The organism is Mycolicibacter sinensis (assembly GCF_001667375.1).
GTDB lineage: Bacteria > Actinomycetota > Actinomycetes > Mycobacteriales > Mycobacteriaceae > Mycobacterium > Mycobacterium sinense_A.
Genome location: NZ_LZIN01000016.1, coordinates 42,044 through 62,677 on the forward strand (window position 1 = coordinate 42,044; position 20,634 = coordinate 62,677).

Consider the following 20,634-nt stretch of genomic DNA (forward strand, 5'->3'; position numbering starts at 1 on the left):
GCGTGTCCGAATCCGCGAGTCCGGTGGGCGTCGCAGTCCTCGGATTGGGCAACGTCGGCAGTGAAGTCGTCCGCATCATCGAGGCCAGCGCTGATGACCTGGCGGCCCGGATCGGTGCTCCGCTGGTGCTGCGCGGCATCGGCGTGCGCCGGGTGGCGGCTGACCGCGGCGTGCCGGTCGAGTTGCTCACCGACGACATCGACAGCCTGGTATCGCGCAGCGACGTCGACATCGTCGTGGAGTTGATGGGCCCCGTCGAGCCCGCCCGTAAGGCGATTCTGGGGGCGATCACGCACGGCAAGTCCGTCGTCACCGCCAACAAGGCGTTGCTGTCCCGGTCCACCGGTGCGTTGGCCGAGGCCGCCGAGACCGCGCGGGTGGACATGTACTTCGAGGCCAGCGTCGCCGGCGCGATCCCGGTGATCCGGCCGCTAACCCAGTCACTGGCCGGGGACACCGTGCTGCGGGTGGCCGGCATCGTCAACGGCACCACCAACTACATCCTGTCCGAAATGGACTCCACCGGCGCCGACTATGCCAGCGCGCTGGCCGACGCGAGCGCGCTGGGCTACGCCGAGGCCGACCCCACCGCCGACGTGGAGGGCTACGACGCCGCCGCCAAGGCGGCGATCCTGGCGTCGATCGCCTTCCACACCCGGGTGACCGCCGACGACGTCCACCGCGAGGGCATCACCAACATCACCCCGGAGGATTTCATCGCGGCACGCGCGTTGGGGTGCACGATCAAACTGCTGGCCATCTGTGAACGCATCACCACCCGCGATGGCCAACAGCGGGTTTCGGCCCGGGTCTACCCGGCACTGGTGCCGCTGGAGCACCCGCTGGCCACCGTCAACGGCGCATTCAACGCCGTGGTGGTCGAGGCGGAGGCGGCCGGCCGGTTGATGTTCTACGGGCAGGGCGCCGGCGGCGCGCCGACCGCCTCGGCGGTCATGGGTGATCTGGTGATGGCCGCCCGCAACCGGGTGCAGGGTGGCCGCGGGCCGCGCGAGTCCAAGTACGCCCAACTGGCCATCGCACCGATCGGCGACGTCCAGACCCGCTACTACGTGAGCATGGACGTCACCGACAAGCCGGGTGTGTTGTCCACCGTGGCAGCCGAATTCGCCGCCCACGAGGTCAGCATCGCCGAGGTGCGCCAGGAAGGCGTGACCGACGAAGAGGGCCAACTGATCGGTGCCCGGATCGTGGTGGTCACCCACCGGGCCGCCGAATCTGCGCTGTCGGAGACCGTTGCGGCGCTGGCCGAACTGGATGCGGTCCAGCAGGTCGCCAGCGTGCTACGACTGGAAGGAACAGACCAGTGAGCGCCACCCGGACACCGATCCATCAACCGTGGCCGGGCCTGATCGGCGCCTACCGCGATCGGCTTCCCATCGGCGACGACTGGACACCGATCACCTTGCACGAGGGCGGTACCCCGCTGATCCACGCCAAGCGGATCTCCGAACAGACCGGCTGCACCGTCCACCTGAAGGTGGAGGGGCTCAACCCGACCGGTTCGTTCAAGGACCGCGGCATGACGATGGCCGTCACCGACGCGGTCGCCCGCGGTCAAGAAGTGGTGCTGTGCGCCTCGACCGGCAACACCTCGGCCTCGGCGGCGGCCTACGCCGCGCGGGCCGGGATCACCTGCGCGGTGCTGATCCCGCAGGGCAAGATCGCGATGGGCAAGCTGGCGCAGGCGGTCATGCACGGCGCCAAGATCATCCAGATCGACGGCAACTTCGACGACTGCCTGGAGCTGGCCCGCAAGATGGCCACCGACTTCCCGACCATCTCCCTGGTGAACTCGGTGAACCCGGTGCGCATCGAAGGCCAGAAGACCGCGGCGTTCGAGATCGTCGACGCGCTGGGCACCGCCCCCGACATCCACTCGCTGCCGGTCGGCAACGCCGGCAACATCACCGCGTACTGGAAGGGCTATCGCGAGTACTTCGCCGACGGTCTGACCGAGACGCTGCCGAAGATGCTGGGCACCCAGGCCGCCGGGGCGGCGCCGCTGGTGCGCGGTGAGCCGGTCAAGAACCCGGAGACCATCGCCACCGCGATCCGCATCGGGTCGCCGGCCTCCTGGACGCAGGCCGTCGAAGCGCAGGTGGATTCGGGTGGGCGGTTCCTGGCCGCCACCGACGACGAGATTCTGGCTGCTTACCACCTGGTGGCGGAGTCCGAGGGCGTGTTCGTCGAGCCGGCCTCGGCAGCCAGCATCGCGGGGCTGCTCAAGTCAGTCGAAGACGGCTGGGTGCCACGCGGTTCGACCGTCGTATGCACCGTGACCGGAAACGGGCTCAAGGACCCCGACACCGCGCTGAGGGATCTGCCCGAGGTCACCGCTGTTCCCGTCGACGCGGCCACGGTGGCCGCCGAATTGGGGCTGGCCTAGTGGTCCACTTGTTGCCGACCGGGTTGACGGCTAGCGTCGCGGTGGCGGCGTCGAGCGCCAACCTGGGCCCCGGCTTCGACAGCCTCGGCCTGGCGCTGGGCCTCTACGACGAAATCATCGTCGAGACGGTCGACTCCGGGCTGGTGGTGCAGGTCGAGGGGGAGGGCGCCGGCCAGGTCCCGCTGACGTCGGATCACCTTGTGGTCCAAAGTATCCGGCGAGGGCTCCGGGAAGTCGGCGTCGATGTTCCCGGGATGGTGGTGCGCTGCCGCAACGCCATCCCGCACCAGCGTGGACTGGGCTCGTCCGCGGCCGCGGTAGTCGGCGGCTTGGCTGCGGTCAACGGCCTTGTCGCGCAGATCGACCGGCCCCGGCTGTCCGAAGCCCAATTGATCCAGCTGGCTTCGGAGTTCGAGGGTCACCCCGACAACGCCGCCGCTGCCGTGCTGGGCGGGGCGGTGGTCTCCTGGACCGCGAGCAAGGCCGATGGCGGGGCCGACTATTCAGCGGCGCCGTTGCGGCTGCATCCCGACATCCATCTGTTCCCGGCGATACCGCAACTGCGATCCTCGACCGCGGAGACCCGCATGCTGCTGCCCGAGCAGGTCAGCCACTGCGATGCGCGCTTCAACGTCAGCCGTGCCGCGCTGCTGGTGGTGGCGCTGACCGAGCGGCCCGACCTGCTGATGGTGGCGACCGAGGATCTGCTGCACCAGCCGCAGCGCGCCGCCGCGCAGCCCGAATCGGCGCAGTACCTGCAACTGCTGCGCCGGCACGGCATCGCCGGTGTGCTCTCGGGCGCCGGGCCCGCGGTGATCGCGCTGAGCACCGCGCCCGAATTGCCCGCTGAGGTGCTTGAGGCTCCGGCGGCGCGTGGGTTCACTGTGACCGAGATGCGGGCCGGCGACGCGGTCAAATGGACTACCGGGGTCGTGGTGCCCAGTTGAGGCACACCGCGCGTCACTTCTTGCGTCCGGCTCCGAAGCGCGTTATCCTCGGTCCCGTCCCGCATTCGCGGCATCAGCACCTGACCAGACTGCGATGTCACTGGGATGCCACCAAATTCTTCTCGTAGTTGACGGTTTGCGATTTGACGCCGTCGATACGGGTATCACCGTTTAAACAGTCGACGGTGACACGCACTCGGCGATTCCGCTGGATGCACCCAACCCCTCGCGTGACAAAACCGACGAGGGAAGAAAGGAAATCCGTGACCGAAACGGACCTCTTCACGGCTGAAGGCAGCACCGCACAGGATGCGCCGTCGACCCCCCCGAGCACTCCCGAGACCCCGAGCCAGAGCGCTCCGGAGGCCTCCAGTGCCGGCGGCGACGTGACCGCGGCGTCCGACGCGCAAGCCTCCTCGGCCCCTGCCGCCGCCGAGTCGACCTCCGCTGCGGCACCGGACAACGGTGCCGCGACAGCCAAACCGGAGTTGTCGGCGATGGTTTTGCCCGAGTTGCGGGCGCTGGCCAATCGCGTCGGCGTCAAAGGCGCCTCAGGGATGCGCAAGAGCGAGCTGATCGCAGCGATCCGCGAGGTCGGCGGCAGTGGTGGCAACGGCGGCAGCGCCGCGGCCCCGAACGCCGAGGCTGCAAAAACCGAGGCCCCCGCGAACGGCGCTGCCAACGGCGCCGAGCCCGGCCCGGCCGCGTCCGCCCAAACCGAGCCTGCTCAAGGCGAGTCCGCGCCGGCCAAAGCCACCGAGGGCGAGGCCACGGATGCACCGCCTCGTCGCGAACGGCGTAGCGTCCGCCGCGACAGCGGCGCACCCGCCGGCGACGGCGGCGAGCAGGACAAGGGCGAGGCCCGCAAGCAGGACAAACAGGACAAGCCCGAAGAGAAGGCCGAGCAGTCCGGCGGCCGCCGCGAAGGCGGCAAGTCCGAGGAATCGGCTCAGGCCAAGGGCAGCGAACAAGGCGGGGACCAGAACCGGGGCCAGCAGGGCGGCCAGCAGAGCTCCGACGACGACGACGGGCGCGGGGGCCGGCGCGGCCGGCGCTTCCGGGACCGGCGCCGCCGTGGCGAACGGGGCGGTGAGGGCGGAGACGCCGAACTGCGCGACGACGACGTCGTGCAGCCGGTCGCCGGCATCCTCGACGTGCTGGACAACTACGCGTTCGTGCGGACCTCCGGCTACCTGGCCGGTCCCAACGACGTCTACGTGTCGATGAACATGGTTCGCAAGAACGGGCTGCGCCGCGGCGACGCGGTGACCGGCGCTGTGCGGGTGCCCCGCGACGGCGAGCAGCCCAACCAGCGGCAGAAGTTCAACCCGCTGGTGCGGCTGGACTCCGTCAACGGCGGGCCCGTCGAGGACGCCAAGAACCGTCCCGACTTCAACAAGCTGACCCCGCTGTACCCCAACCAGCGGCTGCGGCTGGAGACCTCGGGCGACAAGCTGACCACCCGGATCATCGACCTGATCATGCCGATCGGCAAGGGCCAGCGGGCGCTGATCGTGTCGCCGCCCAAGGCCGGTAAGACCACGATCATGCAGGACATCGCCAACGCGATCACCCGCAACAACCCCGAATGCCACCTGATGGTGGTGCTGGTCGACGAGCGGCCCGAGGAAGTCACCGACATGCAGCGCTCGGTCAAGGGTGAGGTCATCGCCTCCACCTTCGACCGGCCGCCGTCGGATCACACTCAGGCCGCCGAGCTGGCCATCGAGCGGGCCAAGCGCCTGGTCGAGCAGGGCAAGGACGTCGTGGTGCTGCTGGACTCGATCACCCGGCTGGGGCGGGCCTACAACAACGCCTCGCCGGCGTCGGGCCGCATCCTGTCCGGTGGTGTGGACTCCACCGCGCTGTATCCGCCCAAGCGGTTCCTGGGCGCGGCCCGCAACATCGAGGACGGCGGCTCACTGACCATCATCGCCACCGCGATGGTGGAAACCGGGTCCACCGGTGACACGGTGATCTTCGAGGAGTTCAAGGGCACCGGTAACGCCGAGCTCAAGCTGGACCGCAAGATCGCCGAGCGCCGGGTCTTCCCGGCCGTCGACGTCAACCCGTCGGGCACCCGCAAGGACGAGCTGCTGCTCTCGCCGGACGAGTTCGCGATCGTGCACAAGCTGCGGCGCCTGCTCTCGGGGCTGGATTCGCACCAGGCCATCGACCTGTTGATGAGCCAGCTGCGTAAGACCAAGAACAACTACGAGTTCCTGGTCCAGGTCTCCAAAACCACGCCGGGAATGGACAACGACTGATCGGCCCGGTGGTTCAGCGAGGCTCGACGGAGGAGAGCCGAAGCTGGGACCGCCGAATGAACCCGGTGGTTCAGCGAGGCTCGACGGAGGAGAGCCGAAGCTGGGACCGCCGAATGAACCCGTTTTTTGGGAGCGACAGCGTAGCTGGCATACTCGAACACCTCAGGTTCCGGTTCACGTCCAGCCCACAGGCGGGCGACCCGGCGACCCACGATCGAAGAGGACATCATGAAAACTGGCATTCACCCCGCCTACGGCGAGACCACCGTGGTCTGCGGTTGTGGCAACAGCTTCACCACCCGCAGCACCAAGGAGAGCGGCCACATCGTGGTCGAGGTCTGCTCGCAGTGCCACCCGTTCTACACCGGTAAGCAGAAGATCCTCGACAGCGGCGGCCGGGTCGCCCGCTTCGAGAAGCGCTACGGCAAGCGCAAGTCCGGCGCCGCAGCCGACGCAGCCGAAGCCGCCGACAAGTAGCGTCCTCACCGACGCCCGGAACGTGTCCGCACGTCACCCGGGCGTCGGCTTGCGTTCGGGGATGGAGGTGAGATGACCCACAGCATGCAGACGATCGAGGCTCTGCTGGCCGAACACGCCGCGCTGGAAACTCAACTCTCCGATCCTGAACTGCACAACAATCCGGTCGAGGCCCGCCGAGTCGGACGCCGCTTCGCCCAGTTGGCGCCCATCGTCGCCACCCACCGCAAGCTCGAGTCCGCCCGCGGTGACCTGGAGGCCGCCCGGGAGCTTGCCGCCGACGACGCGTCCTTCGCCGCGGAGGTGCCCGAACTGGAGGCCCGCGTCGCCGAACTGGACGGCGCGCTCACCGACATGCTCGCGCCCCGCGACCCGCATGATGCCGACGACATCGTGCTTGAGGTCAAATCCGGTGAGGGCGGTGAGGAGTCTGCGCTGTTCGCCGCCGACCTGGCCCGGATGTACATCCGCTACGCCGAACGGCACGGCTGGTCGGTGACGGTGCTCGACGAGACCACCTCGGACCTCGGCGGCTACAAGGACGCGACGATCACCATCGCCAGCAAAGGCGACAGCGCCGACGGCGTCTGGTCGAAGATGAAGTTCGAGGGTGGGGTCCACCGCGTACAGCGGGTCCCGGTGACCGAATCGCAGGGTCGGGTGCACACCTCCGCCGCCGGCGTGCTCGTCTACCCCGAGCCGGAAGAGGTCGCCGAGGTACAGATCGACGAATCGGACCTGCGCATCGACGTCTACCGGTCCTCGGGCAAAGGCGGCCAGGGCGTCAACACCACCGACTCCGCGGTGCGCATCACCCACCTGCCGACCGGGATCGTGGTCACCTGCCAGAACGAGCGGTCCCAGCTGCAGAACAAGGCCCGTGCGCTGCAGGTCCTGGCGGCCCGGCTGCAGGCCGTCGCCGAGGAGCAGGCGCAGGCCGACGCCTCCGCCGATCGCGCCAGCCAGATCCGCACCGTGGACCGCAGCGAGCGCATCCGCACCTACAACTTCCCGGAGAACCGGATCACCGACCACCGCATCGGTTACAAGGCGCACAACCTCGACCAGGTCCTCGACGGAGACCTCGACGCGATGTTCGATGCGCTGGCCGCTGCCGACAAGGAATCCCGGTTGCAGGGGACCGCGTAGCCACCGGCGACGATGCAGTGGGGGTGCCCCCAGGCGCGCAGCGCCGAGGGGGACGAAGCGATGAGGAGGAGGCGGACCATCAAGCACAGCAGACTCCGGGACGCGATCGACTCCGCCACAGCGGTCTTCGCCGATGCCGGAATCGACTCGGCCCGATACGACGCCGAAGAACTCGCCGCGCATGCCGCCGGCACCGAACGTGGCCGGCTGGCGCTGCTGGACCCGCCCGGCGACGTCTTCTTCGGGCGCTACCGGGAATTGGTCGCCGCGCGCCGATCCCGGGTCCCGCTGCAGCATCTGATCGGGACCGCGCCGTTCGGTCCGGCGACGCTCCACGTCGGTCCGGGAGTGTTCGTCCCGCGACCGGAGACCGAGGCGATGCTGGATTGGGCCCTCAGGCAACAGCTTCCCGGTGCTGCGGTGATCGTCGACGCCTGCACCGGCTCCGGTGCCCTGGCGCTCGCGATGGCCCAGCGTCTTCCCGGCGCCCGGGTGCTCGCCGTGGACGACTCCGAAACCGCACTGCGCTATGCGCACCGCAACTGCGCGGCCACGGCGGTGGAATTGATCTGTGCCGATGTCACCGCGCCCGGCCTGCTGTCGGAGCTGGACGGACGAGTCGACCTGATGGTCAGCAATCCGCCCTACATCCCCGACGGCGCAGAGCTGGACCCCGAAGTGGCCCAGCATGATCCGGCGCATGCACTGTTCGGCGGCCCGGACGGCATGTCGGTGATCACCCCGCTGGCGGCCCTGGCCGCACGCCTGCTGCGTCCCGGCGGCCTGTTCGCCGTCGAACATGACGACACCACCGCGGCGGCCACGGTCCAAACCGTGCGCGACACTGGATCTTTCGAAGATGTGGTGTCTCGACCGGACCTGGCCGGCCGGCCCCGGTTCGTGACAGCGGTCAGGAACGATCAACCATGAGACAGTTTTTCGACTGCGCCGATGCCGACCAGCGCGCGGCCGGGATCGCGGCGGCGATCGATGCGGTACGCGGCGGCCGATTGGCGGTGCTGCCCACCGACACCGTCTACGGCCTCGGCGCCGATGCGTTCAATGCCGCCGGGGTGGCCGCGCTGCTGGCAGCCAAAAGACGTGGCCGCGACATGCCGGTGGGCGTGCTGGTCGGGTCGTGGAACTCCATCGACGGGCTGGCCCTGGTGGTACCCGATGCCGCTCGTCAGCTGATCCGGGCGTGCTGGCCGGGTGCCCTCAGCATCATCGTCACTCAGGCGCCGTCGCTGCAGTGGGACCTCGGCGAAGCTCGCGGCACGGTCATGGTGCGCATGCCGCTGCACCCGGTGGCCCTCGAGGTACTCAAAGCCGTGGGCCCGATGGCCGTGTCGAGCGCCAACGTCTCCGGAGGCGCCCCGGCCGTCGACGCCGCAGAGGCGCGCCGCCAACTCGGCGAGGCCGTCGACGTCTACCTCGACGCGGGCCCGGCCGAACAGGGGAAGGCCTCGACGATCGTCGATCTGACCGGACCCGCGCCCCGCATCGTCCGGACCGGGCCGGTCTCGGCCGAGCAGATCGGTGCGGTGCTGGGCCTGGACGCGGCCACGCTGACGGGGGCGCCGTGACCAGCCTGCTCGCGCTTGCCGACCGTGGCGCCGGTGTGCCGCTGCGGGAGCTCGCGCTGGTCGGGTTGACCGCCGCGATCATCACCTATTTCAGCACCGGGCCCGTCCGTTGGCTGGCCACCCGACTCGGTGCGGTCGCCTACCCGCGGGAGCGCGACGTGCACGTGCAGCCGACCCCGCGGATGGGCGGGCTGGCGATGTATGTCGGCATCGTCGCCGCGATCTTTTTGGCATCGCAGTTGCCCGCGCTCACCCGCGGCTTCGTCTACTCCACCGGCATGCCGGCGGTGGTGCTGGCCGGCGGGGTGATCATGGGCATCGGCCTGCTCGACGACAAGTGGGGCCTGGATGCGCTGACCAAGTTCGCCGGCCAGATCACCGCGGCCAGCGTTCTGGTCACGATGGGCGTCGCCTGGAGCGTGCTCTACATCCCGATCGGCGGGGTCGGCACCGTGGTGCTCGACCAGGTGTCGTCGATCCTGCTCACCCTGGCGCTGACGGTGTCGGTGGTCAACGCGATGAACTTCGTTGACGGACTCGACGGACTGGCGGCCGGGCTGGGCCTGATCACGGCACTGGCGATCTGCATGTTCTCCGTCGGCCTGCTCTCCGATCACGGGGGCGACGTGCTGTTCTACCCGCCGGCGCTGATCTCGGTGGTGCTCGCCGGGGCGTGCCTGGGCTTCCTGCCGCACAACTTCCATCCCGCCAAGATCTTCATGGGCGATTCCGGATCGATGTTGATCGGGCTGATGCTGGCCGCCGCCTCCACGACCGCGGCGGGCCCGATCTCGCAGAGCGCGTACGGCGCCCGCGACGTCTTTGCCCTGCTCTCGCCCTTCCTGCTGGTGGCGGCCGTGGTGTGCGTGCCCGCACTGGACATGCTGCTGGCGATCATCCGGCGCACCCGGGCCGGCCGCAGCCCGTTCAGCCCCGACAAGATGCACCTGCACCACCGGCTGTTGCAGATCGGCCACTCGCATCGCCGGGTGGTGTTGCTGATCTATCTGTGGGTGGCGATCGTCGCGTTCGGCACCGCCGGCACCATCTTCTTCGATCCGCGCTATACCGGGGCGGTGATGCTGGGGGCGATGCTCGTCGCGATCGTCGTTACGCTGATCCCGCTGCTGCGGCGGGAGAACGGCCTGGAAGACAGCCCCTACGACGCGCGGTAGTAGCACCGTCTAGGATGGTGCTGTAGGTGGTTCCGCAACGCGATCGGGTATCCGATACGCTCGGCGGGCAACTTCACGACAGTGACACAGCGCAATTCAAGATTGGGGTGAGGCGGTGACGACACCAGCGCAGGATGCGCCGTTGGTGTTGCCGTCGGTGGTATTCCAACCGATTCGGCTGCTGCTGATCTGTATCGCGTTGACCGGTGTTGCGATCGCCGTGGCCGCTCAATTCGGTCGCCCGCTGTTCGGCGTGTTTTTCGGGCTGGGCCTGGCGCTCGGGTTGGGCAATGCGCTGCTGATCCGCCGGTCCGCGCTGAGAATCACCGCCCAGGACCACCCGCTGAAGAAGAAGATGGCGCTGAATTCGGCGTCCCGCCTGCTGGTCATCAGCGCCATCGGCCTGGCGATCGCCTACCAGTTCCGGCCCGAGGGACTCGGTGCGCTGTTCGGGTTGGCGCTGTTCGAGGTGGTGCTGGTGCTGACGAGCATGCTGCCAGTGGTAAAAAAGCTCCGCGCGCAAGCGTCAGAGTCCGGCGCTGAAGGGACGGAAAATGACTGAGTCGATCCTGGCTGAGGGTGGCATCGAGGTCGGCCACCACGAGACCGCGGTATGGCCGCTGGTCGGTGAGGTCAACATCGACACCATCACCTCCACCGCGATCGCCGCGGCGATCGTGATCGCCCTGGCGCTGTTCCTGCGCGCCAAGGTCACCTCGACCGGGGTTCCCGGCGGCGTGCAGCTGTTCTTCGAGGCGATCACCATCCAGATGCGCAACCAGATCGAGGGCGCCATCGGGATGCGGATCGCGCCGTTCGTGCTGCCGCTGGCAGTCACCATTTTCGTCTTCATCCTCACCTGCAACTGGCTGTCCGTGCTGCCGGTGCAGTACTCCAAAGACGGCGAAGTCCACGAATTGCTCAGCTCCGCTGCGGCCGACATCAACTTCGTCCTGGCGCTCGCGCTGCTGGTCTTCGTCGGTTATCACCTGGCCGGGTTCTGGCGTCGCGGCCTGGTGGGCCACCCGCTGCGGGTGCTCAAGGGCCACGTGGCGATCCTGGCGCCGATCAACCTGGTCGAGGAGATCGCCAAGCCGGTCTCGCTCTCCCTTCGTCTGTTCGGCAACATCTTCGCCGGCGGCATCCTGGTCAGCCTGATCGCGTTGCTGGGGCCCGTTTACATGGTGGCGCCGAACGCGATCTGGAAGTCCTTCGACCTGTTCGTCGGACTGATCCAGGCGTTCATCTTCGCGCTGCTGACCATCCTGTACTTCAGTCAGGCCATGGAGCTCGAAGAAGACCACCACTAGTACGACCTGCACGACCACATCAGACCTGGTAGAGCCCTACCAGCTAAGCAAGGAGGATAGAAATGGCAGATCCCAATCTGATCGGACTCGGTGCCCTCATCGGCGGCGGTCTCATCATGGGCGGTGGCGCCATCGGCGCCGGTATCGGTGACGGTATCGCCGGTAACGCGTTGATCGCCGGTATCGCTCGGCAGCCCGAGGCCCAGGGTCGGCTGTTCACGCCGTTCTTCATCACCGTTGGTCTGGTTGAGGCGGCCTACTTCATCAACCTGGCCTTCATGGCGTTGTTCGTCTTCGCGACCCCGATCGCCGCGCAGCAGTAACGCACGAGATGGGTGACATGAGCGTTGTCGTGCTGGCCGTGAGCCAGGCGGCTGAGGAAGGCTCGAAGAAGAGCTTCCTTCTCCCCGACGGCACCTTCTTCGTCGTGCTCGCGATCTTCCTGATCGTGCTCGCCGTGATCAGCACCTTCGTGGTGCCGCCGATCATGAAGGTGCTGCGAGAGCGCGAGAACATGGTCACCAAGACTCTCGCCGACAGCAGGCAGGCGGCCGAGCAGGCCGCGGCCGCCGAGGCCGACTACGAGCAGCAGATGGCGGCGGCTCGGGTGGAGGCCTCGGCGGTGCGTGACGAGGCACGGGCCCAGGGCCGGGCGGTCTTGGACGACATGCGCGGGCGAGCGGACACTGAAGTGGCCGCCACCCTGCAGAGTGCTGACGAACAGCTCAAGCGGGACGGCGAGGCCATGGCGGCGGAATTGCGTGCCAAAGCCGAGGACCTGTCGGCGACCCTGGCGGGCCGGATTCTCGGCGTGGACGTATCGACGGTAGGACGGTAGCTGGCAATGGACGGCATTTTCCTCGGACAGCTCGTCGGTTTCGGGCTGATCGTCTTCCTGCTGGTGCGTTTCGTCGTGCCGCCGGTGCGCAGACTGATGGCGGCCCAGCAGGAGTCGGTGCGCCAGCAGCTGGCAGAGGCGGCGGCCGCGGCCGAGCGGCTGGCCACCGCCGACCAAGCCCACGCCGACGCGGTGGCACGGGCGAAGACGGAGGCACAGCGGGTCACCGAGGAAGCCCACGCCGACGCCGAACGCATCGGTGCGCAGTTGCGCACCCAGGCCGACGCCGAGGTGGAACGCATCAAGGTGCAGGGCGCCGCCCAGGTGCAACTGCTGCGTGCGCAGCTCGTTCGTGAGCTTCGTGCCGACCTCGGTGACGAATCCGTGCGTCGGGCCGGCGAAATGGTGCGTGATCACGTCAGCGACCCGGGACGGCAGTCGGCGACGGTGGATCGGTTCCTCGACGAACTCGACGCCATGGCTCCCAAGTCGGTCGAGGTGGAATCGCCCATCCTGGCCCGGTTGCGTTCGGCCAGCCGGGAGGCGCTCAACGGCCTGCTGGACAAGTTCGGTGAGGTGGCCGGCGATCTCGATGAGCAGGGGCTGACCACGCTGGCCGGTGACCTCACCGCGGTCGCCGAGGTGTTGGAGCGCGAGACGGTGGTGACTCGACACCTGACCGTTCCGACCGAAGACGCCGCCCCGAAGGAGCGCCTGGCGCAGCGGTTGTTCGCCGACAAGATCGGCGCCCCGGCGCTGACATTGGTGACCGACGCCGCGTCGGCCCGGTGGTCCAACGGTGCCGACCTGGTCGCCGCCGTCGAACACGTCGCCCGCCAGGCACTGCTGCTGTCTGCCGAGCGCGCGGGCAAGGTCGATGAGGTGGAGGACCAGCTGTTCCGGTTCTCCCGCATCCTCGACGCCCAACCCCGGCTGGACACCCTGCTCAGCGACACCGCGATGCCGGCGGCCGGCCGGGCCGGGCTGCTGCGCAACGTCATCGGAAACGCCGGCGGTACCAATGCGATCACGACGGCGCTGCTGGAGCAGACGGTCCGGTTGCTGCGCGGTCAATCCGCGCATCAGGCGGTGACCGACCTGGCCCAGCTCGCCGTGGCACGCCGCGGTGAGGTGGTGGCGCACGTCGGCGCGGCCGCCGAACTCAGCGACGCCCAGCGCACCCGGCTGAACACCGTGCTGAGCCGGATCTACAGCCACCCGGTGCGGGTGCAGGTCGGCATCGACCCGGCACTGCTGGGCGGGTTGACGATCTCGGTCGGCGACGAGGTGATCGACGGGACGCTGTCCTCGCGCCTGGCCGCTGCGAAGACGCACTTGCCCGACTGACCAAGACCTACCCGGTCCCAGAGCCCACAACCCAATTTCGAAGGCAGGAAGACGAAAAGCCATGGCAGAGTTGACAATCTCCTCTGACGACATTCAGGGGGCGATCGAGGAGTACGTGAGCTCCTTCAGCGCCGACACCGCGCGCGAGGAGGTCGGCACCGTCATCGACGCCGGCGACGGCATCGCACACGTCGAGGGCCTGCCTTCGGTGATGACCCAGGAACTCCTGGAGTTCCCCGGCGGGGTGCTGGGCGTGGCCCTGAACCTCGACGAGCACAACGTCGGCACGGTGATCCTGGGCAACTTCGAGAACATCGAAGAGGGCCAGCAGGTCAAGCGCACCGGTGAGGTGCTTTCGGTGCCGGTCGGCGACGGCTTCCTCGGTCGCGTGGTCAACCCGCTGGGTCAGCCGATCGACGCCCGGGGCGAGATCGAGTCCGAGACCCGGCGTCCGCTGGAGATGCAGGCGCCCTCGGTGGTGCAGCGTCAGAGCGTTAGTGAGCCGCTGCAGACCGGTATCAAGGCCGTCGACGCCATGACTCCGATCGGCCGTGGCCAGCGTCAGCTCATCATCGGCGACCGCAAGACCGGCAAGACCGCCCTGTGTGTGGACACCATCCTCAACCAGCGCCAGAACTGGGAGACCGGCGACCCCAACCAGCAGGTCCGCTGCGTATACGTCGCGATCGGCCAGAAGGGCACCACCATCGCCAGCGTGCGCCGCGCGCTGGAAGAGGGCGGCGCCATGGACTACACCACGATCGTCGCCGCCCCGGCGTCGGACTCGGCCGGCTTCAAGTGGCTGGCCCCGTACACCGGTTCGGCGATCGCCCAGCACTGGATGTACCAGGGCAAGCACGTGCTGATCGTGTTCGACGACCTGACCAAGCAGGCCGAGGCCTACCGCGCCATCTCGCTGCTGCTGCGCCGCCCGCCTGGCCGTGAGGCCTACCCCGGCGACGTGTTCTACCTGCACTCCCGGCTGCTGGAGCGCTGCGCGAAGCTCTCCGATGAGCTCGGCGGTGGTTCGCTGACCGGTCTGCCGATCATCGAGACCAAGGCCAACGACATCTCGGCCTACATCCCGACCAACGTCATCTCGATCACCGACGGCCAGTGCTTCCTGGAGAGCGACCTGTTCAACCAGGGTGTCCGGCCGGCCATCAACGTCGGTGTGTCGGTGTCCCGCGTCGGTGGCGCCGCGCAGATCAAGGCGATGAAGGAGGTGGCCGGCTCGCTGCGTCTGGACCTGTCGCAGTACCGCGAGCTGGAGGCGTTCGCCGCCTTCGCCTCCGACCTGGACGCCACCAGCAAGGCGCAGCTGGAGCGCGGTGCTCGGCTCGTCGAGCTGCTCAAGCAGCCGCAGTACGCGCCGATGCCGGTCGAGGAGCAGGTGGTCGCGGTGTTCCTGGGTACCGAGGGGCACCTGGACTCGGTGCCGGTCGAGGACGTCGCCCGGTTCGAATCCGAATTCCTCGACCACATCCGGGCCTCCGAGAGCGACATCCTGGCCGGCATCCGTGAGTCCAAGAAGCTCTCCGAGGAGGCCACCGAGCAACTGGTCGCGAGCATCGGACAGTTCAAGAAGGGCTTCGCCGCCACCGACGGCAGTTCGGTGGTGCCCGACGAACGCGTAGAAGCGCTCGACGAGGACGAGCTCGCCAAGGAAGCGGTGCAGGTCCGCAAGGCCCCGCCGGCGAAGAAGAAGTAACTCCGCCATGGCAGCCACACTTCGCGAACTACGCGGGCGAATCCGCTCCGCCGGGTCGATCAAGAAGATCACCAAGGCCCAGGAGCTGATCGCCACCTCGCGTATCGGTCGGGCGCAGGCCCGGCTCCAGACGGCGCGGCCGTACGCCGATGAGATCACTCGGATGCTCACGACGTTGGCCGCCGAGGCGGCCCTGGACCACCCGTTGTTGGTCGAGCGCGAAGAGCGCACTCGGGCGGGCGTGCTGGTGGTGTCGAGTGACCGCGGTCTGTGTGGCGGTTACAACGCCAACGTCTTCCGTCGGGCCGAGGAGCTGTTCGCGCTGCTGCGCTCGGAGGGCAAGGAGCCGGTGCTGTATGTCGTCGGCCGCAAGGCACTGGCGTACTACAGCTTCCGAAATTGGGAGATCACCGATTCGTGGGCCGGTTTCTCCGAGCAGCCGACCTACGAGAACGCCGCCGAGATCGCCTCGACCCTGGTCGATGCGTTCATGTCAGGTGTGGACGACGAGGGTGGCCACCCCGGAGCTGACGGAGTGCTCGGCGTCGATGAGCTGCACATCGTTTCCACGGACTTCCGCTCGATGTTGTCGCAGTCGGCCGAGGCGCGGCGGATCGCACCGATGCTGGTGGAGTACATCGGTGAGGAGGACACCGGTCCCCGGACTCTGTACTCCTTCGAGCCGGACGCCACCACGCTGTTCGACTCGCTGCTGCCGCGGTATCTGACCACCCGCGTGTACGCGGCGCTGCTCGACTCGGCTGCCTCCGAGCTGGCTTCGCGCCAGCGCGCGATGAAGTCGGCGACCGACAACGCCGACGACTTGATCAAGGCGTTGACGCTGGAGGCCAACCGCGAACGCCAGGCCCAGATCACCCAGGAAATCAGCGAAATCGTCGGCGGCGCCAATGCCCTCGCCGATGCCCGGTAAGCCCCCCGCTAAGCACTAGGAAGCGAAGAAGATAATGACTGTTACCGCTGACAAGACAACCGCCGGCCGCGTCGTGCGCGTAACCGGCCCCGTGGTTGACGTCGAATTTCCGCGGGGCGCGGTACCCGGGCTGTTCAACGCGCTGCACGCCGACATCGCCTTCGAGGAGCTGGCGAAGACGCTGACCCTCGAGGTCGCCCAGCACCTGGGTGACAACCTGGTGCGCTGCATCTCGATGCAGCCCACCGACGGCCTGGTGCGCGGGACCGAGGTCAGTGACACCGGCAAGGCGATCTCGGTGCCGGTTGGTCACGAGGTCAAGGGCCACGTGTTCAACGCGCTGGGTCACTGCCTGGACAAGCCGGGCTACGGCGAGGACTTCGAGCACTGGGGCATTCACCGCAAGCCGCCGGCCTTCAACGAGCTGGAACCGCGCACCGAGATGCTGGAGACCGGCCTCAAGGTCGTCGACCTGCTCACCCCGTATGTGCGTGGCGGCAAGATCGCCCTGTTCGGCGGTGCCGGCGTGGGCAAGACGGTGCTCATCCAGGAGATGATCAACCGTATCGCCCGCAACTTCGGTGGCACCTCGGTGTTCGCCGGCGTGGGGGAGCGCACCCGTGAGGGCAACGACCTGTGGGTCGAGCTCGAGGACGCCAACGTGCTCAAGGACACCGCGCTGGTGTTCGGCCAGATGGACGAGCCGCCGGGCACTCGTATGCGGGTGGCGCTGTCGGCGCTGACCATGGCCGAGTGGTTCCGCGACGAGGCCGGCCAGGACGTGCTGCTGTTCATCGACAACATCTTCCGGTTCACCCAGGCCGGCTCCGAGGTCTCGACCCTGCTGGGCCGGATGCCCTCGGCGGTGGGTTACCAGCCCACCCTGGCCGACGAGATGGGCGAGCTGCAGGAGCGGATCACCTCGACCCGCGGTCGGTCCATCACCTCGATGCAGGCCGTGTACGTGCCCGCCGACGACTACACCGACCCGGCGCCGGCGACCACCTTCGCGCACCTGGACGCCACCACCGAGCTGAGCCGTGCGGTGTTCTCCAAGGGCATTTTCCCGGCGGTGGACCCGCTGGCCTCCAGCTCGACGATCCTGGACCCGGCCATCGTCGGCGACGAGCACTACCGCGTCGCCCAGGAGGTCATCCGGATTCTGCAGCGTTACAAGGACCTGCAGGACATCATCGCGATTCTGGGTATCGACGAGCTGTCCGAGGAGGACAAGCAGCTGGTCGGGCGGGCGCGGCGGATCGAGCGGTTCCTGAGCCAGAACATGATGGCGGCCGAGCAGTTCACCGGCCAGCCGGGTTCGACGGTGCCGCTGAAGGAGACCATCGAGGCGTTCGACCGGTTGACCAAGGGCGACTTCGACCACCTGCCCGAGCAGGCGTTCTTCCTGATCGGTGGGCTCGACGACCTGGCCAAGAAGGCCGAGAGCCTGGGCGCCAAGCTGTGATGACCGTCGTCCAGCCGTGGAAGGGGGCCTGTGATGGCCGAGATTGACGTCGACATCGTCGCCGTCGACCGGAAGGTGTGGTCGGGCAAGGGGACGTTCATCTTCACCCGGACCACCGTGGGGGAGATCGGGATTTACCCGCGGCACATTCCGTTGGTCGCCCAGCTGGTCGACGACGCGATGGTGAAAGTGGAGCGCCAGGACGAAGATGACCTGCGCATCGCGATCCACGGCGGGTTCCTGACGGTCACCGAAGAAGGGGTGAGCATCCTCGCGGAGTCGGTGGACTTCGTCGAGGAGATCGACGAGGCGTCCGCGCGGCACGATGCGCAGTCCGGCGACCCCCGTGTCGCGGCCAACGGTCGTGCGCGGCTGCGCGCCCTGGGTGTCATCGATTAGCGGAGCATGAATCGATGAGCACGCCCATGATGTGCATGGTCGTGCTCGTCGCCGTGCTTTTCAGCGCCGTGGTCGCGCTGAGCTACCGGTTGTGGAAGCTGCGTCAGGGCGGCACCGCGGCGATCATGCGTGACATGCCGGCCGTCGGCGGGCACGGTTGGCGTCATGGCGTGATCCGTTATCGCGGCGGCGAGGCCGCCTTCTACCGGCTCTCAAGTGTCCGGCTGTGGCCGGACCGCAGGCTGTCCCGGCGGGGCGTGGATGTGGTGTCGCGGCGCGCTCCCCGCGGTGACGAATTCGACATCATGACCGACGAGCTCGTGGTGCTCGAGCTGTGCGACACCCACCAGGATGGCCGGGCCGGGTTCGAGATCGCGCTGGACCGCGGGGCCCGGACCGCGTTCCTGTCCTGGCTGGAGGCGCGGCCGTCGCCGCGATCCCGCCGCCACAGCTACTGAGTAGCCGAAACGGTTGGCGCCGGCTACTTTTCGGGACGATCGGTCCGATCGCCACCCGGCCGCCACAGCACATCCCCGTCGGCGTTGGCCACTCGACAGAGCACGAACATCAAGTCCGACAAGCGATTCAGGTATTTCGCCGGCAGCACCGACACGCCGGTCGGATCCGCGTCGACTGCCGCCCACGCCGACCGCTCGGCGCGGCGCACCGCCGTGCGGGCCACGTGCAGCAACGCCGAGAGCGGCGAACCGCCCGGCAGGATGAACGAGTTCAACGCCGGCAGCGGCTCGTTGTATTCGTCGCACCAGGATTCGACGCGATCGATGTAGTGCTGGGTGATGCGCAGCGGCGGATACTTGGGGTTCTCCGCCACCGGAGTGGCCAGGTCGGCACCGGTGTCGAACAGATCGTTCTGGATCTGCAGCAGCCTCGCGCTGACCGCTTCGTCAGGTGTGCCGAGCGCGATCGCCACCCCGATCGCGGCGTTGGCCTCCTCGCAGTCGGCGTAGGCCACCAGGCGGGGATCGGTCTTGGGCACCCGGGAGAAGTCGCTCAATCCGGTCGTGCCGTCGTCGCCGGTACGGGTGTAGACGCGGGTGATATGCACTGCCATGGCCCAAACCGTACCGGGCGGGTCCACCGGTGTGAGGCCGGCTCGGGTCAGCGCCGGGATTCATTCGGGACCGGCGTCGAGTCCTCACTACACTGACGCGGGTGGGTGAGCGTTTCGTGGTTACCGGCGGCAACCGGTTGTCCGGTGAGGTCGCCGTCGGCGGCGCTAAGAACAGCGTCCTGAAGCTGATGGCCGCGGCGTTGCTGGCTGAGGGCACCAGCACCATCACCAACTGCCCGGACATTCTCGACGTGCCGCTGATGGCCGAGGTGCTGCGCGGGCTGGGCGCTAACGTCGAGCTCGACGGCACCACGGTGCGCATCACCTCGCCCGACGAACCCAAATACGACGCGGACTTCGCCGCGGTGCGCCAGTTCCGGGCCTCGGTATGCGTGCTCGGCCCGCTGGTGGGCCGCTGCCTGCGCGCGAAGGTCGCACTGCCCGGCGGTGACGCGATCGGGTCTCGCCCGCTCGACATGCACCAGGCCGGCCTGCGCCAGCTGGGCGCCACCTGCAATATCGAGCACGGCTGTGTGGTCGCGCACGCAGATCGCCTGCGCGGCGCCGAGATCCAGCTGGAGTTTCCCTCGGTCGGCGCCACCGAGAACATCCTGATGGCCGCGGTGCTGGCCGAGGGCGTCACGACCATCCACAACGCCGCGCGTGAGCCCGACGTCGCCGACCTGTGCACCATGCTCAACCAGATGGGGGCGCAGATCGAAGGCGCGGGCTCACCGACGCTGAAGATCACCGGGGTCCCGCGCCTGCACCCGACCGAGCACGAGGTGATCGGCGACCGGATCGTCGCCGCCACCTGGGCGATCGCGGCGGTGATGACCCGCGGCGACATCTCGGTGACCGGGGTGGACCCGGCGCACCTGCAGCTGGTCCTGCACAAGCTGCACGACGCGGGGGCGACCGTGACCCAATCCGACAATGGCTTCCGGGTGGTGCAATACGACCGGCCCAAGGCGGTCAACGTCGCGACCCTGCCGTTCCCGGGTTTCCCGACCGATCTGCAGCCGATGGCGATCGGCCTGGCGGCGATCGCCGACGGCACGTCGATGATCACCGAGAACGTCTTCGAAGCCCGGTTCCGGTTCGTCGAGGAGATGATCCGCCTGGGCGCCGACGCCCGCACCGACGGACACCACGCGGTGGTGCGCGGTCTGCCGCAGCTCTCGAGCGCGCCGGTGTGGGCCTCTGACATCCGCGCCGGCGCCGGTCTGGTCCTTGCGGGCCTGGTCGCAGACGGTGACACCGAGGTCCACGACGTCTACCACATCGATCGCGGCTACCCGTTGTTCGTGGAGTACCTGGCCAGTCTCGGTGCCGAAATAGAACGTGTAAGATAGGTCAGGCCGGCGCCCCGCACGCGGATCGTCGAGCAGTCTGGAAGACCTTCCGGTAACATCGAAAAGTCGGAGTTGACTCAACTCCAACTACCGAGTAGAATGGCGAGGTTGCCTGGAAACCGGGCGTGTTGTTTGAGAACTCAATAGTGTGTTTGGTGGTTTTTGTTTGTTGTTGTTTTTGCCACATCCTTGGCGCCC

The 20,634-nt window shown here is 68.1% G+C and carries 21 protein-coding genes; 20 read left to right on the forward strand and 1 reads right to left on the reverse strand.

Features of this window, described 5'->3' with window-relative positions:
• The first annotated feature begins 2 nt into the window (after positions 1-2).
• From A5771_RS03130 to A5771_RS03220, 19 genes are all read left to right on the forward strand, one after another.
• The gene (locus A5771_RS03130; protein WP_064853740.1) at positions 3-1,328 is read left to right on the forward strand and encodes a homoserine dehydrogenase; all 1,326 of its coding nucleotides are present in this window, start codon (positions 3-5) and stop codon (positions 1,326-1,328) included.
• Positions 1,325-2,407, forward strand: a complete 1,083-nt coding sequence (gene thrC, locus A5771_RS03135) for a threonine synthase (protein ID WP_064853741.1) — start codon at positions 1,325-1,327, stop codon at positions 2,405-2,407. Before A5771_RS03130 ends, thrC begins: the two co-directional genes overlap by 4 nt.
• Positions 2,407-3,354, forward strand: a complete 948-nt coding sequence (thrB, locus tag A5771_RS03140) for a homoserine kinase (RefSeq protein WP_064853742.1) — start codon at positions 2,407-2,409, stop codon at positions 3,352-3,354. Before thrC ends, thrB begins: the two co-directional genes overlap by 1 nt.
• Before the next feature lie 263 nt (positions 3,355-3,617).
• A complete protein-coding gene (rho, locus tag A5771_RS03145; protein ID WP_082947028.1) occupies positions 3,618-5,621 on the forward strand; it encodes a transcription termination factor Rho in 2,004 nt (667 codons plus the stop codon).
• A gap of 228 nt (positions 5,622-5,849) precedes the next feature.
• A complete protein-coding gene (gene rpmE / locus A5771_RS03150) occupies positions 5,850-6,098 on the forward strand; it encodes a 50S ribosomal protein L31 (protein ID WP_064853743.1) in 249 nt (82 codons plus the stop codon).
• 72 nt (positions 6,099-6,170) lie between these two features.
• Positions 6,171-7,247, forward strand: a complete 1,077-nt coding sequence (gene prfA / locus A5771_RS03155; RefSeq protein ID WP_064853744.1) for a peptide chain release factor 1 — start codon at positions 6,171-6,173, stop codon at positions 7,245-7,247.
• 60 nt (positions 7,248-7,307) lie between these two features.
• Positions 7,308-8,177, forward strand: a complete 870-nt coding sequence (prmC, locus tag A5771_RS03160) for a peptide chain release factor N(5)-glutamine methyltransferase (RefSeq protein ID WP_064853745.1) — start codon at positions 7,308-7,310, stop codon at positions 8,175-8,177.
• A complete protein-coding gene (locus tag A5771_RS03165; RefSeq protein ID WP_064853746.1) occupies positions 8,174-8,833 on the forward strand; it encodes an L-threonylcarbamoyladenylate synthase in 660 nt (219 codons plus the stop codon). Before prmC ends, A5771_RS03165 begins: the two co-directional genes overlap by 4 nt.
• Positions 8,830-10,008 (forward strand): glycosyltransferase family 4 protein, encoded by a 1,179-nt coding sequence (locus tag A5771_RS03170; RefSeq protein WP_207545378.1) that lies wholly within the window; start codon positions 8,830-8,832, stop codon positions 10,006-10,008. Before A5771_RS03165 ends, A5771_RS03170 begins: the two co-directional genes overlap by 4 nt.
• A 115-nt stretch (positions 10,009-10,123) precedes the next feature.
• Positions 10,124-10,570, forward strand: coding sequence for an ATP synthase subunit I (locus tag A5771_RS03175; RefSeq protein WP_064853747.1), 447 nt, complete (start codon positions 10,124-10,126; stop codon positions 10,568-10,570).
• Positions 10,563-11,318 (forward strand): F0F1 ATP synthase subunit A, encoded by a 756-nt coding sequence (gene atpB, locus A5771_RS03180; RefSeq protein ID WP_064853748.1) that lies wholly within the window; start codon positions 10,563-10,565, stop codon positions 11,316-11,318. Before A5771_RS03175 ends, atpB begins: the two co-directional genes overlap by 8 nt.
• Before the next feature lie 62 nt (positions 11,319-11,380).
• Complete coding sequence (locus A5771_RS03185; RefSeq protein WP_019735417.1) at positions 11,381-11,641, forward strand: F0F1 ATP synthase subunit C; 261 nt, start codon at positions 11,381-11,383, stop codon at positions 11,639-11,641.
• Positions 11,642-11,649: 8 nt separating this feature from the next.
• A complete protein-coding gene (locus A5771_RS03190) occupies positions 11,650-12,156 on the forward strand; it encodes a F0F1 ATP synthase subunit B (RefSeq protein WP_064853749.1) in 507 nt (168 codons plus the stop codon).
• Positions 12,157-12,162: 6 nt separating this feature from the next.
• On the forward strand, positions 12,163-13,503 hold the full coding sequence (locus A5771_RS03195) for a F0F1 ATP synthase subunit B/delta (protein ID WP_064853750.1): 1,341 nt from the start codon (positions 12,163-12,165) through the stop codon (positions 13,501-13,503).
• 61 nt (positions 13,504-13,564) lie between these two features.
• On the forward strand, positions 13,565-15,214 hold the full coding sequence (gene atpA, locus A5771_RS03200) for a F0F1 ATP synthase subunit alpha (protein WP_064853751.1): 1,650 nt from the start codon (positions 13,565-13,567) through the stop codon (positions 15,212-15,214).
• A gap of 7 nt (positions 15,215-15,221) precedes the next feature.
• Positions 15,222-16,145, forward strand: coding sequence for a F0F1 ATP synthase subunit gamma (locus tag A5771_RS03205; protein WP_064853752.1), 924 nt, complete (start codon positions 15,222-15,224; stop codon positions 16,143-16,145).
• A gap of 34 nt (positions 16,146-16,179) precedes the next feature.
• Complete coding sequence (gene atpD / locus A5771_RS03210; protein WP_064853753.1) at positions 16,180-17,610, forward strand: F0F1 ATP synthase subunit beta; 1,431 nt, start codon at positions 16,180-16,182, stop codon at positions 17,608-17,610.
• A gap of 33 nt (positions 17,611-17,643) precedes the next feature.
• On the forward strand, positions 17,644-18,009 hold the full coding sequence (locus A5771_RS03215; protein ID WP_064853754.1) for a F0F1 ATP synthase subunit epsilon: 366 nt from the start codon (positions 17,644-17,646) through the stop codon (positions 18,007-18,009).
• A gap of 14 nt (positions 18,010-18,023) precedes the next feature.
• Positions 18,024-18,467, forward strand: coding sequence for a DUF2550 domain-containing protein (locus A5771_RS03220; protein ID WP_064853755.1), 444 nt, complete (start codon positions 18,024-18,026; stop codon positions 18,465-18,467).
• A gap of 23 nt (positions 18,468-18,490) precedes the next feature.
• On the opposite strand, the gene A5771_RS03225 is transcribed toward A5771_RS03220, so the two are convergent.
• Entirely contained in the window at positions 18,491-19,081 is a 591-nt protein-coding gene (locus tag A5771_RS03225) for a cob(I)yrinic acid a,c-diamide adenosyltransferase (RefSeq protein WP_064853756.1), read from the reverse strand.
• Positions 19,082-19,182: 101 nt separating this feature from the next.
• Here A5771_RS03225 and murA point away from each other — a divergent pair, with 101 nt between their 5' ends.
• Positions 19,183-20,436, forward strand: coding sequence for a UDP-N-acetylglucosamine 1-carboxyvinyltransferase (gene murA / locus A5771_RS03230; protein ID WP_064853757.1), 1,254 nt, complete (start codon positions 19,183-19,185; stop codon positions 20,434-20,436).
• Positions 20,437-20,634: the final 198 nt, after the last annotated feature.

What these genes read in the sequence shown, in the direction of transcription:
- prmC (WP_064853745.1), top strand. Translation starts at nt 7,308, where the DNA reads ATGAGGAGGAGGCGGACCATCAAGCACAGCAGACTCCGGGACGCGATC.
- atpB (WP_064853748.1), top strand. Translation starts at nt 10,563, where the DNA reads ATGACTGAGTCGATCCTGGCTGAGGGTGGCATCGAGGTCGGCCACCAC.
- prfA (WP_064853744.1), top strand. Translation starts at nt 6,171, where the DNA reads ATGACCCACAGCATGCAGACGATCGAGGCTCTGCTGGCCGAACACGCC.
- A5771_RS03165 (WP_064853746.1), top strand. Translation starts at nt 8,174, where the DNA reads ATGAGACAGTTTTTCGACTGCGCCGATGCCGACCAGCGCGCGGCCGGG.
- atpD (WP_064853753.1), top strand. Translation starts at nt 16,180, where the DNA reads ATGACTGTTACCGCTGACAAGACAACCGCCGGCCGCGTCGTGCGCGTA.
- A5771_RS03190 (WP_064853749.1), top strand. Translation starts at nt 11,650, where the DNA reads ATGGGTGACATGAGCGTTGTCGTGCTGGCCGTGAGCCAGGCGGCTGAG.
- A5771_RS03225 (WP_064853756.1), bottom strand. Translation starts at nt 19,081, where the DNA reads ATGGCAGTGCATATCACCCGCGTCTACACCCGTACCGGCGACGACGGC.
- A5771_RS03205 (WP_064853752.1), top strand. Translation starts at nt 15,222, where the DNA reads ATGGCAGCCACACTTCGCGAACTACGCGGGCGAATCCGCTCCGCCGGG.
- A5771_RS03215 (WP_064853754.1), top strand. Translation starts at nt 17,644, where the DNA reads ATGGCCGAGATTGACGTCGACATCGTCGCCGTCGACCGGAAGGTGTGG.
- atpA (WP_064853751.1), top strand. Translation starts at nt 13,565, where the DNA reads ATGGCAGAGTTGACAATCTCCTCTGACGACATTCAGGGGGCGATCGAG.
- A5771_RS03185 (WP_019735417.1), top strand. Translation starts at nt 11,381, where the DNA reads ATGGCAGATCCCAATCTGATCGGACTCGGTGCCCTCATCGGCGGCGGT.
- A5771_RS03195 (WP_064853750.1), top strand. Translation starts at nt 12,163, where the DNA reads ATGGACGGCATTTTCCTCGGACAGCTCGTCGGTTTCGGGCTGATCGTC.
- rpmE (WP_064853743.1), top strand. Translation starts at nt 5,850, where the DNA reads ATGAAAACTGGCATTCACCCCGCCTACGGCGAGACCACCGTGGTCTGC.
- A5771_RS03220 (WP_064853755.1), top strand. Translation starts at nt 18,024, where the DNA reads ATGAGCACGCCCATGATGTGCATGGTCGTGCTCGTCGCCGTGCTTTTC.